This window comes from Enterobacter cloacae complex sp. I1M, assembly GCF_014982425.1.
In the GTDB taxonomy this organism is placed as follows: Bacteria; Pseudomonadota; Gammaproteobacteria; order Enterobacterales; family Enterobacteriaceae; genus Enterobacter; species Enterobacter intestinihominis.
The window spans coordinates 144,783-157,999 of the sequence record NZ_JADCLG010000005.1 but is presented as its reverse complement, the minus strand read 5'-3'; the positions used below and the strand labels follow the sequence as shown (position 1 = coordinate 157,999).

Sequence of the window (13,217 nt, the reverse complement as noted above, 5' to 3'; positions counted from 1 at the left end):
TACCGCGATAGTACAACAACGAACAAAAAGCCGCATACCTGGCATAACTCCCGAACAGATTGAACACACGCATTTAAGCCCGATGTGTGGCCCTATGAGCCACGTAAACAGGTGAATAGTGGTAATGCCCCGGTAGCTACAGATCCGGCTCTGCCAGCGCTTTGCTCACGCTCCGAAAGGTACACGAGCACCCTGATAAGGTGTGATCCCCCTGACAATCTGATTTGGTCACTGGTGACTTTCGCAAAGCGAAACCAACTAGGTTGGCCTGTTGCAGTCGCTATGCTCCGCTTGTTGCTTCTACCACTAACGGGGCTTTATGGCTTCTATTGTCTGAAATCTGATACATTGCACAAACATCATGTGGATTACTGTAAAGTTCATCACTATGATTATGTGTGCCATTGCCAGTTAAGAAATGCGGAGAGGACAATATGGATGTTACTGATGAGGCTTTGTTGAGTTCTGGCTTTACACCATCGGATTTGAAGAAGATAAAGAACAACGTTGAAAGCTATGGTGGAACGTTGGGGAATGCAATCAGGGACCTGGCTAGGCGATTTATTCTTGCCGTGTGGGTTGTATCCGGTTGCCTTGCTGTATTCATTTTTCTTGTGATGTTCGCATCTGAGCAGAGTGTTTTCTCTGGTGCTATTGGCCTTTCTTGTGGCGCAGCGGTTGCAATTTTTATACAACCGCCTGTACTTGCTTATAAATCTTGGCGATTCTGTAGAGCGAACAAATCTTAATTAGTACTGTTATCAGTAGCCAGAAGATCAAAAATGACTTTCGCTTTGACACCATATCCAGCGATTTTCATCGTTAGCTTAGGCTTGCTCATTGTGTCAACTTTTCGGTAGTAATCACGCGGCAGCCAACGGAATAATCGCCAAGCTCCGGGTTTCCTTGCTAAGCCGAAGATACTATAGACACTCGCCCCTAGAGTCACCGTATTATAAAGAGCTAATCCACTTTTTGGGCTAAACCCCATAAATTGCGCGGTCTCCATTGCGCCATCAGCAAAAATTCCTTCCGATTTGGATTGTTCACCATAGCGAAGATGGCTTGCTTCTTTTGTTATACCGTTAATACCATCAACAAATAAAACTGCTCCTGCAAGAACTCCAACAGGGGTCATAGTGGACATCATAACCATCCCACCAAATAATGCTGCTCCAGATACCACTATATGGATTGCCGAAATCACGTATCCGACGATTTTATTGTTTTCCCTGACAAACTCGACCTTTGCATAAAGTTGGGCGGCTCTGGTTCTTAACAGGCGTTCTTGTTCTTGCAGATTATCCGTTTCGGCACGCAGATTTTTGATGCATGCAATGCATTCTTCATCGGTTTTGGCCCGTCGTGCAGTTTCAAATTCTTTCTCTACGACCTGCCTTATCTCTTCGACAAACTTGATACGTGTTATCCCATCTTGCAAATAGAATGCTGATAGCCGATTTGCAGTTTCGACGAGTTTCCGGGCTTCCAGATTTACCATGGTATCTGACCATGTTCTGTTCCAGCCCCTGTTAAGCAACGCAATATCCATTAAAGACTCCTTTCCAAAATGTGTCTGGTCATTTGACGTGCAATAAGGTCGAAGACAACAGGAAATACTTACACAACCCGCCCCCGTAGGTGTCCCGTCTCTTTATCCTCCCAGTTTACATCCTCCTGCTTAAAATATCCCCGGCTCTATTATAGATCCGCTGAGTGGATCGATTAGCTGCCTAATAATTTCACTGGATCTGCATGAAATATCCTGGTGTTATCACTGCGTTACACTACTTTGCTTGCGTTGCAATTTGCCTCGCTTTATTACAACAGGCGAAACGCTGTCTTCCTGTGCCTTTGCCGTAACACTGCTGACTTGCTGGCAACGGTTGAGCGGTTAACAGAACGGGGTGTAGTTGTTCAGTTCCACAAAGAGGATTTTAAGACCGGGAAGAACTCTCCAGCAGGTAATATGATGCTGACCGTACTGGCAGCAGTCGCACAGATGGAACGTGAAACGATGCTGGAGCGCCAGCGTGAAGGTTATGAAGCAGCAAAAGCCGCAGGCAGGATCACCGGACGGGGCAAAGGTCGCTCTATTGATCGTGAAGCCATTAAAGCAGAACTCGCAGCAGGTAAAACCATTCGTGCAATCGCAGAAAGCCACAACGTCAGCACCAGAACAGTCATGAACATTAAGGCCGAAGCCTGAACAATTCTAAAACATCCCCACTTTGACCTCGCTCCGGCGGGGTTTTTTATTGCCTGAAATCCACACCAGCGCGAGCACCACCACCAATAGCTCCGTATGCTCCACCAGAAACTCTACAGCTCGTCATCCCCCTCACAATTGTAAACTGACAGACCCATATCACAGCGTCCCGCTGATAGGCTCTCACAGGCCCAGAAATGGAGGGTTTTTCGTTGTCAAAAATTCCGACATAAACCACTAAAGGAAGGTAAGTGGCTTTCCTTTGTCAGAGGGTAGGGAGGTTTTAGCAAAGTTTGTACATGAATCAATACTAAGTGTTAATCAATACAAAGTACTTCTGACTTTCGCAAAGCGAAACCAACCATTGTCGTAATGTCCTTGCATCACCCAGATAATAAGAAAGGGGAGATGGAATCTGCCGAAAAGTTTCGGCTGGATTGCTGTAAAGTTCATCATTATGATTGCTTGCATAATCAGCGATTGGAAAAACACTTTTGGGAGATAAGGAACGAGACGATATGAAAGTGACTGATGAGGCTTTGTTACGTTCAGGGTTTACGCAGCCCGAATTGCAGAAGATAAAAAGCAATATTGAAAAATATGGAGGAACGCCTGGAGAGGCCATAAATGACCTCGCTAGACGATTTGTTACCCTGGCGGGAGTGGTGGCTGTGTGTACCTTTACCCTACTGCTACTTTTCGTCTTCAGCTCACCTGATAGAGCAGCTGCATGGGGGCTGGCGATGATCTTTGGGGTTGCCATTATGTCCTTCGCACAGCCGCCGGTAATTTCCTATAAATCCTGGCGTTATCGAAAAAATACAAAGGATTAAGGGGTTCCATTTTCTGCTGTTAACAGGTCGAAAATCACTTTTGCTTTAACGCCATAACCGATAATCTTCATTGTTATCTTAAGAGTGCTTATTGTGCTGACATTGCGATAGTAATCGTGTGAAAGCCAGCGGAATAATCTCCAGACTCCAGCTTTCGAGCAAGTCCTACTGGGCTGCTGAATATACCTACAGGCTGGATAAAGAAAAGCTCACTGATTACTCTCTTGAACAGCAAGCCTCTATTTTAGCTGATCACTGGTTACTGCTGGTTTATGGGATTAGTAAGTGGTCTTATTATCAAAGGCCTGGGCGCATGGGGATGTACAGGGGCGTTAAACATGAAATACAAAATGTTGCTGGGTGTTGTGTTCATCTTAACGGGATGCCCTGGGCCTGGTGATCGAATGGTAGATCGTGAATCTTCAACGGCATTAATCAAAGATAATCAAGTTTGTGTGTTGTCACCACTGGAGCCACAGGAACGGATCACTGCTATCCAAATCAACAGTGATAATAGCGACTCTCTTCACAAGATTTTTGATGACAAGCCCGTGTATGTTCAAAAGGGCGGGTGTCTTCCTGTGTTCGGATTTAAGTTTACACCTGGAGAGCGGTATAACTTCGCCTATGACGTCCAATCTGATAAATCAGGGTCACATTTAGTCACTGCTGTATTTTCTTATCCTAAAGAATAAGGGGCTGAACGCCCCATATTCTTAACGGCGTGTAAACGCCAATCTGAGCCCTAATCCAATGAATGTTACACCAACAATTCTATCCAGTATTTTCTGCAACCTTCTGTTTTGCGAAACGGTTCCGGCTGCACTACCTGCAAGTACGGCGAACGTTAAATCAGTCATAAAAGCGATCAATGCGTAGGTCATTCCCAGGAGTAGAAAAGAAGCTGTCTGGTGCTCGCTTCCAGGCGCAACGAATTGAGGGAAAAAGGAGATGAAGAATAACAGTACCTTCGGGTTGGTTAAGGTAGTTATGAAACCTTTAGTAAGTAGACTCGTCAGAGTCGCTTTTGCCTTAACGCGTTCAGCTTCGTTGTGATTCGTGGTTTGCTTTGTCAGCGTTCCCCAAATCATCTTACTACCGAGATACACCAGATAAGCCGCACCGAGAGACTTAATGATGGTGAACATCATCGGAGATGCTGTTATCAACGCGGTTAATCCCACAGCGCTTGCAATTGCATGTGTGCAACTACCTAATGCTACACCAGCGGCAGAGATAATTCCCGCGCGTCTTCCATTAACCACGCTTTGACCTACCACGTAGGCTATATCAGGCCCAGGTGTAACGGAAAGGAGAAATACAGATAGGGCGAAAAGCCCAAAATGAGTTATGTCCAGCATAGCCATCTCCAGAAAAAAATTATGTACCTCCATGCTAACACTGAATTTTTATGCGTAAAGGGTGATTTTATATGCTTTTAGTCTGCTTTTGCTAAACAACGAATCACTCATGGCGTAACACGCTAAGTTGCACATTTCCTGTACCCTGGATACCCTGAGATTAATCCTAATAACTCAAGGGTGAGTATGGCTAGCGGGAAGAGAAAGAATCAAAAGGAATCGCCTGAAGAAGAGTTAGATCGCCTGCTGGATGAGCTTGAACTCACACCGGAGCAACGGGAGTTTATCGAATCCATGCGAGAGGATAAGGGCGATCCCAGTAGTGAGTAACGCTTGTCTTAAGCCGAACGAGTACAAACGGCATTGTAAGAAATTCCTCTCCTGGTGCATGCAGAATCACGGTGCCTTTGTTCCGGCTGTCGCTGGAGTGTCATAAATATAATTACGCGCGCGCATAATTTAAAATTAAACCCTCTTTCTTTTTACGTAATCAATCGCCGCTGTTATATCTGTCGGCAAATTTTTTATTTCCCGGATCGCAGATGAAAACACGACTCCTCCTGTGCGCTGGCTTATTAGCTGCCTCCAGTGCCCATGCCAGCGCCCTCTATTTTTATGAAGCTGGCACCGAAGATACCGCGCTTGCCGGAGCAGGGCAGGCGGCTCGTGCGCAGGATGCCTCTACAATTATGACCAACCCGGCTGGCATGACGCGCTTACCGGATCATATGGTCACCGGTGGGTTACAGGTTATGGATGGCTCCATCGACAACCAGCTGGATAACGATGCCCATCAAAGCCCCGGCGATGTGATGAAAACCATCCCGAATGCCAGCGCCTTTTATAGCCAGAAGGTGACCGATAATCTTTATGCCGGGGTCGGGCTTTACGGTAATTACGGCCTGGGGATCGACTACGGCAGCTGGGCGGGCGACAGGCTGATTAAAAAGAGTACCATGGTAGCCATGACGCTCAGCCCCTCGCTGGCCTATAAGCTTAACGACCGTCTTTCGATTGGCGCGTCCGCCAACGTTAACTACGGTTACTTCTCGCTGACTCGCAGCGTTAACGATGATGACTACCGGCGACGCGATGAAGACCTGGCCATGAGCTATCGGCTTGGGCTGCTGATGCAGCTAACTGACCAGACCCGAGCCGGTATTACCTGGAACAGCGAAACGGACTACAGCTTCAATATTGACGGCAACGCGCGTCTACAGAACGGCACCTACGACCTGCCGGTGTCAGCACAAATCAGCGCGCCGCAGCAAATTATGCTCAGCCTTGTGCATGACATTAACCCGCAGTGGTCGGTTATGGGCGATCTCGGCTGGCAGGACTGGAGCCAGTTCGGCGCGCCGCAAATCGTCGTCGGGGACCAGCAGCTTAACAACGTCAGCCGCCTGAAGGACACGTGGCACGGTGCGGTGGGCGTGCAGTATCGTCCAACGCCTCAGTGGCGACTGAATGCCGGTGTGGCGTTCGACAGCTCGCCGTATGAAAGCCAGAGCGATGTGGCCTTAACCTTACCTACCGGCGATGAGTGGCGATTTGGTACGGGAGCCCAGTATCAGATCACCCCGGCCAGCAATATTGGTATTGCCGTGTCGTATCTTCATATGCAGTCGTCGCATGTGAAATCGCCGGTGGCGTTTGCCGGAAGTTACGACCATCCTTATCTTTGGTTTGCCAGCGTCAACTACAGCTATCAGTTTTGATCGGCTAACCGCTTAAAATATATGGTCTATAATGGCAGATACTGAATGTCAGAAGGTTGTACCATGCATATTTTACCGCCTGTTCGACCCGAAAAATCCATCGAACGACTGACCGCTATCCTTGAGTCGATAGCGGAGAAAGTGCACGTTGTTCCACGTAAGCGACTCACCTGGTTACGGAAGGGGAAACAGCAGATGTACCTCTTTCTGGAAGGGGAGCTGTCCCTGCTGCGGACATCGGATGGACTGGTGGTCGTGACCGTTTACGAGCCGCATTTGTTTGGTATTGCTGAGATGATCCAGCCTACGCAAGGCCATTTTCTCCGTGCGGAAAGGGAGTCGACCATTTTACGTCTCGATGCGGACAAGGCGGCCGAGTTATTCCGTGCCGAGGGCGTCTGGGAGGATGTCGCAGCGCTGCTCTCATACCATACGGCCTATTTGATATTCCGTGATGCGCAGGTACTCCAGCAGCGTACCTATTCCGTTATTCGTAACCACCTTCAGGAAATGATTTTGCTCCCGGAGGAGACGCGTTTGCGTACCACGATACTGGAATATATTCAGGATCGTACGCTGCTTTCTCGCAGTAGTATACTCAATGTATTATCCGCCCTTAAACAGGGAGAATATATCTCCTTTAAGCGCGGTGGGTATTTGCTTGAAGTCAGACACTTACCTGAATCATTCTAGGGGAAGTTTAAAATTAAACAGAAATGGAATTAACGAGGCTGTTAATTTTCTATATCGTTTGCTTTCTAAGTTTTATCTTTATTAAGTAAACGGTATATTTATGAAAAAGACAGTTCTCGCTTTGATTATGGTTAATGCGTTTACCGCCACTTCCGCGTTCGCCGCCGCTGATGCGGGCACCTGGTATGGCGGAGCGAAATTCGGCTGGTCACACTATTTTGATACCAATATGGGTTCAAAAGCGTTTGATAACAATAATTCCGACCACTTCGATTTTGACCATGATAATGTCGGTGGGGGTGTTTATACGGGTTACCAGATTACCCCATGGCTTGCGGTAGAAGGCGGTTATGATTATTTAGGCAACATGCAGATCAAGGGTCAGCATGGCGCAGGGGCGCAAATGAAGACGCAGGGTCTGCAAATGTCCCTGAAGGCCAGCTATGCCTTGACCAATGACTGGGATATCTACGGCCGTGCCGGTGCGATGGGCTATCGCGCTGAATCCGATGTAAGTGGTCACAATCGTTTTGAAACCGGTGTGCGCCCGCTTGCAGCTGTGGGTACTGAATACGCCTTCAATAAAAACTGGGCTGGCCGCCTGGAATATCAGTGGGTAAGCAATGTGGGTAATGCAAACCAGATCGGTGTGAGCAGCGACCTGAGTTCCGTCACCGCAGGGCTTAGCTATCGCTTTGGTCAGTACGACTGATGCATGTGATATGGCGATTAAGAAAAACCCGGCTGCTATGTTGCCGGGTTTTTTGTTGTCAGCTGGCGAATAACGGTTCAAGCATAATATGAATATTTTGCAGGCCCGTGACATTATTGTCTTTCAGGTATTGCTGATTAACCATATCTAACTGTTCCAGTTTGGTCAGCGAGGCGTAAACGCGTTGAACAGCGCTGTCCGCAACAAAAATTTCTTTTGCGGTAGTGTCCTGAAGATACTGTGATTTTACGCTGCGCGTTAAGTTATCGATCTGCTGTTTATTTTCCTGATAAAGAGACGCGATATGAGATATCTGTGCCTGCGGCGGTTTTTCCCCCGGTAATACCAGCGGAATTTGCAGATGATTAATCTTTTCAACGTTGTCTGGTGGTGGAGAGCTACATGCTGTTAATGTGCTCAGACTTAATATAGCGAAAAAGAACGGCAGGCTCTTCATCGAATCACTCCGGGGAAATAATTGGACTCAGCATTATCCCTGAAGGCCGCAGCGACGAAAGAATAAACTTATTTATTTATAAACGTTATTTCCATAGGTAAAAGAAAAGCCCGGTGATAGCCTCCTTTCCCCCCATGTACCGCCAGCGTGAATATGACGCCTCGAGGATGTATGAAATTTAAAACTCTCGTTAGTGCGATGGCCGTTGCTGGTCTGCTATTGGCCTCGTTGATCTCATTGCCTGTCCTGGCACAAAAGGAGGTGAAGGAAGCTACTGCCCATACGAAACAAATGAATGATGCACTTTATGGTCAACTGCCCTTCTTTGATAAAACCGATTTCCGAAATGCGCATAAAGGCTTTATTGCCCCGCTGCCACCTGCGGTGATTAAAGGTGAAAAAGGCGCCGTTATCTGGAATCCCCAGAAATACGCTTTTATCAAAGAAGGGCAAAAAGCGCCGGATACCGTCAACCCGAGCCTGTGGCGTCAGGCGCAGCTGAATAATATCGGCGGTCTGTTTGAAGTCACGGAAGGCGTCTACCAGATCCGCAACCTCGATCTGTCGAATATGACAATCATAGAGGGCAAAGAGGGGATCACGGTTATCGATCCGCTGGTGTCTGCGGAAACGGCTAAAGCGGGCATGGATCTTTACGTTAAGCATCGCGGCAAACGTCCGGTTGTTGCCGTTATTTATACCCATAGCCACGTCGATCATTATGGCGGCGTGCGTGGCGTAATTGATGAAGCCGGGGTAATGTCCGGCAAAGTGAAAGTCTATGCGCCAGCCGGTTTTATGGAAGAGGCGGTATCGGAAAATATCATGGCCGGAAACGCCATGAGCCGCCGTGCCAGCTATATCCACGGAAACCTGCTGAAGCCCGGTGCGAAGGGGCAGGTGGGGGCAGGTCTGGGGACTACCACCTCAGCCGGAACGGTCACGCTCATCGCGCCCACTCACTCTATTACCGAAGAGGAGCAGAAAGAGGTCATTGACGGTCTCACCTATGACTTTATGCTGACGCCGGAATCGGAAGCACCGTCTGAAATGCTCTGGTATGTGGAAGAGAAAAAGCTGATCGAAGCAGCAGAGAACGTCACTCACACCCTGCACAATACCTACTCGCTGCGCGGGGCGAAAATACACGATCCGCTGGCATGGTCAAAGTACATCAATAACGCCATCGATCGTTGGGGTGATAAAGCGGAAATCATTATCGCGCAGCACCACTGGCCCACGTGGGGTAACAAAAAAGTGGTGAAGTTGATGAAAAGCCAGCGTGATATCTACCGCTATATCAACGACCAGACGCTCAGACTGGCGAATAAGGGGCTGACGAGGGATGAAATAGCCGCTAATTTCGCCCTGCCTTACGGGCTGGCTAAATCCTGGGCAGGCCGTGGCTATTACGGCTCGGTAAGCAACAACGTCAAAGCCACCTATGTCTACTATCTTGGCTGGTTCGACGGCAATCCGGCGACGCTCGATGAACTGCCTCCGGTCGAGGCGGCGAAAAAGTATGTCGATTACATGGGCGGAGCCCGCGCGATCCTTGAAAAAGCCCGTGTCGATTATGCCCGGGGGAATTATCGCTGGGTGGCTCAGGTGGTCAGTAAAGTCGTTTTTGCCGATCCGAATAATAAAGCGGCGCGCGAACTGGAAGCCGATGCGTTTGAACAGCTGGGATACCATGCGGAGTCAGGGCCGTGGCGTAACGCCTACCTCACCGGTGCGCAAGAGTTGCGTAACGGCGTGAAGATAAAGCCGACGCCCAAAACCGCCAGCCCGGATGCGGTCCGTGCCATGTCGACTGAGATGATTTTTGACTACTTCGGCGTTCACCTTAACGGCGTCAGAGCGGCGAATGCCAGAGGCATTTTTAACGTTGATTTAGGCCGCGAGGGCGGCAGGTATAAGCTGGAGCTGGAGAATGGCGTGCTAAACCATAGTGCCAATATCCAGGCAGAAGATCCGGATGCAACCATTACGCTCAGCCGCGAAACGCTGAACAAAATCATCCTTAAGGAGACCACGCTGAAAAAGGCGCAACAGGCAGGAGAGGTGACGATCGTCGGCAACGCCGCGAAGGTAGACGAAATGCTGCGCTGCATGGAGAGCTTCAGTTTCTGGTTTCCTGTCGTCACCCCTTAAATGTAAGAAAGGCTGCTTTCGCAGCCCTTTAGCATTCGCCTGCAACAATTTGCCGGGTGGCGGGTTCGCCTTACCCGGCCTACACTCTGCGCTGCTTGAGCGCTAGATGACGCCGTCGCCGCCGTCTGAACACCAGACCTGCCCGGAGGTGTATGAACACTCATCCGAGGCCAGAGTGACATACAGCGGTGCGATCTCCACGGGCTGTCCCGGGCGTCCCAGAGGGGTACTCTCGCCAAAATGTTTCACTTTTTCCTGTGGCTGCCCACCGCTGGGCTGGAGCACGGTCCAGTAAGGTCCGGGCGCTACCGCGTTCACGCGGATCCCTTTCGGACCCAGCTGTTTCGCCAGCGCTTTGGTAAACACCGCGAGACAGGCTTTGGTCTGCGCATAGTCAAGCAGTACGGCGCTCGGTTTTACCGCCTGTACAGATGAGGTGTTAATGATGGAAGCGGGAGCTTTCATGTGGCGCAACGCCGCCTTTGTGATCCAGAAAGGCGCATAGACGTTGGTTTTAAAGGTCGCGTCAAAATCTTCCGTGGTCAGTTCTTCCAGCGTCTCACGGTACTGCTGGCGGCCTGCGTTATTCACCAGGATGTCCAGCCCGCCCAGTTTTCCGACGGCCTGTTCCACCAGGTTCTGACAAAAAGTTTCGTCCCGCACATCGCCCGGTAGCGCGACGGCATTCCGTCCTTCCGCTTTAATCAGGGCGATCACTTCCGCAGCGTCTTCTTCCTCTTCCGGCAAATAGTTAATGGCGACATCTGCCCCTTCGCGGGCATAGGCAATGGCTACTGCGCGTCCGATGCCGGAATCGCCCCCGGTAATTAGCGCCTTCTTACCAGTAAGCCGGCCATGCCCTTTGTAGCTTGTCTCGCCGTGATCGGGAACAGGGTCCATTTCAGAGGCCAGGCCCGGTGGCGTCTGGGGCTGCTCCGGGAAAGGTGGCGTTGGGTAAGCGTTCGTACGTTGTTCATTATCACTCATAGCTAACTCCTTGTTAGGGGTGAGATTTGATGGATAGTTACAGCGTTAACGCTTCGCTGAATTATTTTTGCAAGTGGCTGACCCGCACTACGGGTGGGGATGATTTTTTATCGAGCGAGCCGCTAATACTGATCATGTTGTCAGGTTCCACGGTTCTGTCGTCAAATACGGCTTTCGGGATAATAACGTCGATTTTCCCGGTTTTATCCTGGAATACGTATTTATCGCCGTTGCCATCAATAAGATTGCCGCGCAGTGAAATAGAGGCGCCATCATGCATCTCTTTCGCCTGAGTAATGGTCATAATGCGCGCATCATCGGTACCACGATAACCACTGTCCAGGGCGTGCGGCGGTGGCGGCGCTTCACCCTTTTGTAACCCGCCGTTATTATCTGCCCATGCGGAAGGGATAATTAATATTAACAAGGCTGAAATCACTGATAATTTCATCTGATATCCTTCATTTTGGATGTCTTGACTTATTAAGTATTGTTGCTATTCCTTTATGTGGCAAATGTGATAAGTCTTAAAAGCATTTGCGTAGAAAAATCAAAAATTTCGGCAATTAAGCGAAACGGTGACAAAAGCCATGGAACCAAAAAATGAAAAAGTGCCTGGGATAAAAGAGAGTTATCGTTTACTGACGTTTGAGTATGCATTTCGTCAGGTGGGTTTTATTGTTCTGTTAGGTATTATCGTGGCCGCGTTAGCCGGCCTGTTTTCCAGCGGTGCGGTTAGCGACGTGGAGAAAACAAACGAAGCAAAATCCCTGAAGCTGAGCTATGAGCGCTTCGGCCGCCGCCAGACCGAATCGCGGATGACGCTGACGTTTCCGGTGACGTCTGAGGGTAAATATATTCTCAGCCTGACCAGCGAAAGCAGCGACGTATATGAGCCGGGCAGCGTCTGGCCGCAGCCGGACAGCATGTATAGCCGGGGGAACACCCTGTTTCTCGTTTACGACAATCTGAAACAGAGCGATAAGTTCACCGTCCTGCTGTTCATCACGCCGACAAAAGCAGGGAAATGGACAAACAGCATCCGCGTAAACAACGGGCCAGATATCCGCTTCTGGCAGTTTATTTACCCATAGGAGTCGAATATGGACATGGTTTTTCGTGCCCTGGCAATATACCTGTTTCTGGTGATCGTGTTTAAAGTCGCCGGACGGCGCGCCCTGCTGCAAATGACCAGCTTTGACCTTATTTTGCTCTTAATTATCAGTGAGGCGACACAGCAGGCGCTACTGGGCGAAGATTTTTCCGTCACCGGTGCGATGATTACAATAACAACGCTGGTGGTGGTGGATATTATTTTTGGCCTGATTAAAAAATATTCTTCTTCTGTTGAGAATATTCTTGATGGCACCCCGGTGATATTGGTAGAGAATGGTATTCCCATTGCGGATAAACTGAAAAAAGTCGATGTATCCTGCGATGATATATTGGTTTCAGCACGGCAGAACCACGGCATAACGGAATTAAAGGATATTAAGTACGCGATCCTTGAGCGTAACGGCCATATTTCAATTATTCCTGAAGAAAATTAACTAAGGGGCACATCCATGAGCAACCTTATTCACGATAATAATACGACCATCAGCGAGCTGACGAAAAAGCTTGCCACGACGCTCACAGAAAGAGGACTGCGTCTAACCACGGCGGAGTCCTGCACCGGCGGTAATCTCGCGGTTGCGCTTTGTGCCGAAGAGAACACGGCGGAATTTTATGATGTTGGCATGGTGGTGTTCAGCGATGCGGCGAAGGAGAGGATCCTCGGCGTGCGGCACGAAACGATTGAGCGCTTCACCGCCGTCAGTGAACAAACGGTTACTGAGATGGCCGCTAAAATTCGCGATATTGCCGAGGCGGATATTGGTGTTGCCATCAGCGGCTATGCGGGACCGGAAGGCGGAGACGATGGCACGGCAGCCGGTACGGTCTGCTTCGGCTGGAATATTTGCGGACAGACGGAAACCCGCACCGTGCTGTTTTCCGGTGAATGTCAGGATGTGGTGGAAAAAGCGGTGCGTTATTCGCTGTCTGAACTGATCGAAATACTCTCCGGATGGGATAGCGTCTGAGACAAGGGG

The 13,217-nt window shown here is 49.3% G+C and carries 17 protein-coding genes and 1 pseudogene; 13 read left to right on the top strand and 5 right to left on the bottom strand.

Annotated features, from left to right (window positions below; translation table 11 throughout):
• Positions 1-434 precede the first annotated feature (434 nt).
• Positions 435-749 (top strand): hypothetical protein, encoded by a 315-nt coding sequence (locus tag INF86_RS02400; RefSeq protein WP_015673660.1) that lies wholly within the window; start codon positions 435-437, stop codon positions 747-749.
• Here INF86_RS02400 and INF86_RS02395 read toward each other — a convergent pair.
• Positions 746-1,552, bottom strand: a complete 807-nt coding sequence (locus INF86_RS02395; RefSeq protein ID WP_023306876.1) for a DUF4225 domain-containing protein — start codon at positions 1,550-1,552, stop codon at positions 746-748. The genes INF86_RS02400 and INF86_RS02395 overlap by 4 nt on opposite strands.
• Before the next feature lie 240 nt (positions 1,553-1,792).
• On the opposite strand from INF86_RS02395, the gene INF86_RS02390 reads away from it, so the two are divergent.
• The 4 genes and pseudogenes from INF86_RS02390 to INF86_RS02380 all read left to right on the top strand — a co-directional run bounded on the left by INF86_RS02390 (position 1,793) and on the right by INF86_RS02380 (position 3,737).
• The gene (locus tag INF86_RS02390) at positions 1,793-2,209 is read left to right on the top strand and encodes a recombinase family protein (protein WP_226863006.1); all 417 of its coding nucleotides are present in this window, start codon (positions 1,793-1,795) and stop codon (positions 2,207-2,209) included.
• A 518-nt stretch (positions 2,210-2,727) separates the two neighbouring features.
• The gene (locus tag INF86_RS02385; RefSeq protein ID WP_022649281.1) at positions 2,728-3,042 is read left to right on the top strand and encodes a hypothetical protein; all 315 of its coding nucleotides are present in this window, start codon (positions 2,728-2,730) and stop codon (positions 3,040-3,042) included.
• Positions 3,043-3,211: 169 nt separating this feature from the next.
• Positions 3,212-3,442: pseudogene (locus INF86_RS22335) on the top strand (hypothetical protein); the annotation flags it as partial.
• On the top strand, positions 3,381-3,737 hold the full coding sequence (locus INF86_RS02380) for a putative T6SS immunity periplasmic lipoprotein (RefSeq protein ID WP_063146499.1): 357 nt from the start codon (positions 3,381-3,383) through the stop codon (positions 3,735-3,737). The pseudogene INF86_RS22335 and the gene INF86_RS02380, both read left to right, overlap by 62 nt.
• Positions 3,738-3,758: 21 nt before the next feature.
• Here the strand turns inward: INF86_RS02380 and INF86_RS02375 are convergent, their stop codons facing one another.
• Positions 3,759-4,403, bottom strand: a complete 645-nt coding sequence (locus INF86_RS02375; protein WP_023298536.1) for a LysE family translocator — start codon at positions 4,401-4,403, stop codon at positions 3,759-3,761.
• A gap of 186 nt (positions 4,404-4,589) precedes the next feature.
• On the opposite strand from INF86_RS02375, the gene INF86_RS02370 reads away from it, so the two are divergent.
• The 4 genes from INF86_RS02370 (at position 4,590) to INF86_RS02355 (ending at position 7,526) form a co-directional block, all read left to right on the top strand.
• Positions 4,590-4,733 (top strand): hypothetical protein, encoded by a 144-nt coding sequence (locus INF86_RS02370; RefSeq protein WP_058676772.1) that lies wholly within the window; start codon positions 4,590-4,592, stop codon positions 4,731-4,733.
• 212 nt (positions 4,734-4,945) lie between these two features.
• Entirely contained in the window at positions 4,946-6,121 is a 1,176-nt protein-coding gene (locus INF86_RS02365; RefSeq protein WP_023298534.1) for an OmpP1/FadL family transporter, read from the top strand.
• Between the two features lie 63 nt (positions 6,122-6,184).
• Positions 6,185-6,814: a winged helix-turn-helix transcriptional regulator gene (locus tag INF86_RS02360; protein ID WP_193543189.1), complete on the top strand. Its 630-nt coding sequence runs from the start codon at positions 6,185-6,187 to the stop codon at positions 6,812-6,814.
• 100 nt (positions 6,815-6,914) lie between these two features.
• Positions 6,915-7,526 (top strand): outer membrane beta-barrel protein, encoded by a 612-nt coding sequence (locus tag INF86_RS02355; RefSeq protein WP_022649276.1) that lies wholly within the window; start codon positions 6,915-6,917, stop codon positions 7,524-7,526.
• Positions 7,527-7,584: 58 nt separating this feature from the next.
• Here INF86_RS02355 and INF86_RS02350 read toward each other — a convergent pair whose 3' ends face one another.
• Positions 7,585-7,983, bottom strand: a complete 399-nt coding sequence (locus INF86_RS02350) for a hypothetical protein (protein ID WP_022649275.1) — start codon at positions 7,981-7,983, stop codon at positions 7,585-7,587.
• Between the two features lie 171 nt (positions 7,984-8,154).
• On the opposite strand from INF86_RS02350, the gene INF86_RS02345 reads away from it, so the two are divergent.
• Entirely contained in the window at positions 8,155-10,137 is a 1,983-nt protein-coding gene (locus INF86_RS02345) for an alkyl/aryl-sulfatase (protein WP_193543188.1), read from the top strand.
• Positions 10,138-10,239: 102 nt separating this feature from the next.
• On the opposite strand, the gene INF86_RS02340 is transcribed toward INF86_RS02345, so the two are convergent.
• Complete coding sequence (locus INF86_RS02340; protein ID WP_022649272.1) at positions 10,240-11,124, bottom strand: SDR family oxidoreductase; 885 nt, start codon at positions 11,122-11,124, stop codon at positions 10,240-10,242.
• A gap of 61 nt (positions 11,125-11,185) precedes the next feature.
• Positions 11,186-11,575, bottom strand: a complete 390-nt coding sequence (locus tag INF86_RS02335; RefSeq protein WP_022649271.1) for a YdeI family stress tolerance OB fold protein — start codon at positions 11,573-11,575, stop codon at positions 11,186-11,188.
• A gap of 139 nt (positions 11,576-11,714) precedes the next feature.
• Between INF86_RS02335 and INF86_RS02330 the strand changes: the two genes are divergently transcribed.
• The 3 genes from INF86_RS02330 to INF86_RS02320 are packed head-to-tail and all read left to right on the top strand — an operon-like array spanning position 11,715 to position 13,208.
• On the top strand, positions 11,715-12,218 hold the full coding sequence (locus tag INF86_RS02330; RefSeq protein WP_032626079.1) for a hypothetical protein: 504 nt from the start codon (positions 11,715-11,717) through the stop codon (positions 12,216-12,218).
• Positions 12,219-12,227: 9 nt separating this feature from the next.
• Positions 12,228-12,674 (top strand): DUF421 domain-containing protein, encoded by a 447-nt coding sequence (locus tag INF86_RS02325; protein ID WP_193543187.1) that lies wholly within the window; start codon positions 12,228-12,230, stop codon positions 12,672-12,674.
• Between the two features lie 15 nt (positions 12,675-12,689).
• Positions 12,690-13,208 carry a 2-oxo-tetronate isomerase gene (locus tag INF86_RS02320; protein WP_193543186.1) on the top strand — a complete coding sequence of 173 codons (519 nt, stop codon included), beginning with the start codon at positions 12,690-12,692 and terminating at the stop codon, positions 13,206-13,208.
• Positions 13,209-13,217 lie beyond the last annotated feature (9 nt).

What these genes read in the sequence shown, in the direction of transcription:
- INF86_RS02400 (WP_015673660.1), top strand. Translation starts at nt 435, where the DNA reads ATGGATGTTACTGATGAGGCTTTGTTGAGTTCTGGCTTTACACCATCG.
- INF86_RS02395 (WP_023306876.1), bottom strand. Translation starts at nt 1,552, where the DNA reads ATGGATATTGCGTTGCTTAACAGGGGCTGGAACAGAACATGGTCAGAT.
- INF86_RS02385 (WP_022649281.1), top strand. Translation starts at nt 2,728, where the DNA reads ATGAAAGTGACTGATGAGGCTTTGTTACGTTCAGGGTTTACGCAGCCC.
- INF86_RS02380 (WP_063146499.1), top strand. Translation starts at nt 3,381, where the DNA reads ATGAAATACAAAATGTTGCTGGGTGTTGTGTTCATCTTAACGGGATGC.
- INF86_RS02375 (WP_023298536.1), bottom strand. Translation starts at nt 4,403, where the DNA reads ATGCTGGACATAACTCATTTTGGGCTTTTCGCCCTATCTGTATTTCTC.
- INF86_RS02370 (WP_058676772.1), top strand. Translation starts at nt 4,590, where the DNA reads ATGGCTAGCGGGAAGAGAAAGAATCAAAAGGAATCGCCTGAAGAAGAG.
- INF86_RS02365 (WP_023298534.1), top strand. Translation starts at nt 4,946, where the DNA reads ATGAAAACACGACTCCTCCTGTGCGCTGGCTTATTAGCTGCCTCCAGT.
- INF86_RS02360 (WP_193543189.1), top strand. Translation starts at nt 6,185, where the DNA reads ATGCATATTTTACCGCCTGTTCGACCCGAAAAATCCATCGAACGACTG.
- INF86_RS02355 (WP_022649276.1), top strand. Translation starts at nt 6,915, where the DNA reads ATGAAAAAGACAGTTCTCGCTTTGATTATGGTTAATGCGTTTACCGCC.
- INF86_RS02350 (WP_022649275.1), bottom strand. Translation starts at nt 7,983, where the DNA reads ATGAAGAGCCTGCCGTTCTTTTTCGCTATATTAAGTCTGAGCACATTA.
- INF86_RS02345 (WP_193543188.1), top strand. Translation starts at nt 8,155, where the DNA reads ATGAAATTTAAAACTCTCGTTAGTGCGATGGCCGTTGCTGGTCTGCTA.
- INF86_RS02340 (WP_022649272.1), bottom strand. Translation starts at nt 11,124, where the DNA reads ATGAGTGATAATGAACAACGTACGAACGCTTACCCAACGCCACCTTTC.
- INF86_RS02335 (WP_022649271.1), bottom strand. Translation starts at nt 11,575, where the DNA reads ATGAAATTATCAGTGATTTCAGCCTTGTTAATATTAATTATCCCTTCC.
- INF86_RS02330 (WP_032626079.1), top strand. Translation starts at nt 11,715, where the DNA reads ATGGAACCAAAAAATGAAAAAGTGCCTGGGATAAAAGAGAGTTATCGT.
- INF86_RS02325 (WP_193543187.1), top strand. Translation starts at nt 12,228, where the DNA reads ATGGACATGGTTTTTCGTGCCCTGGCAATATACCTGTTTCTGGTGATC.
- INF86_RS02320 (WP_193543186.1), top strand. Translation starts at nt 12,690, where the DNA reads ATGAGCAACCTTATTCACGATAATAATACGACCATCAGCGAGCTGACG.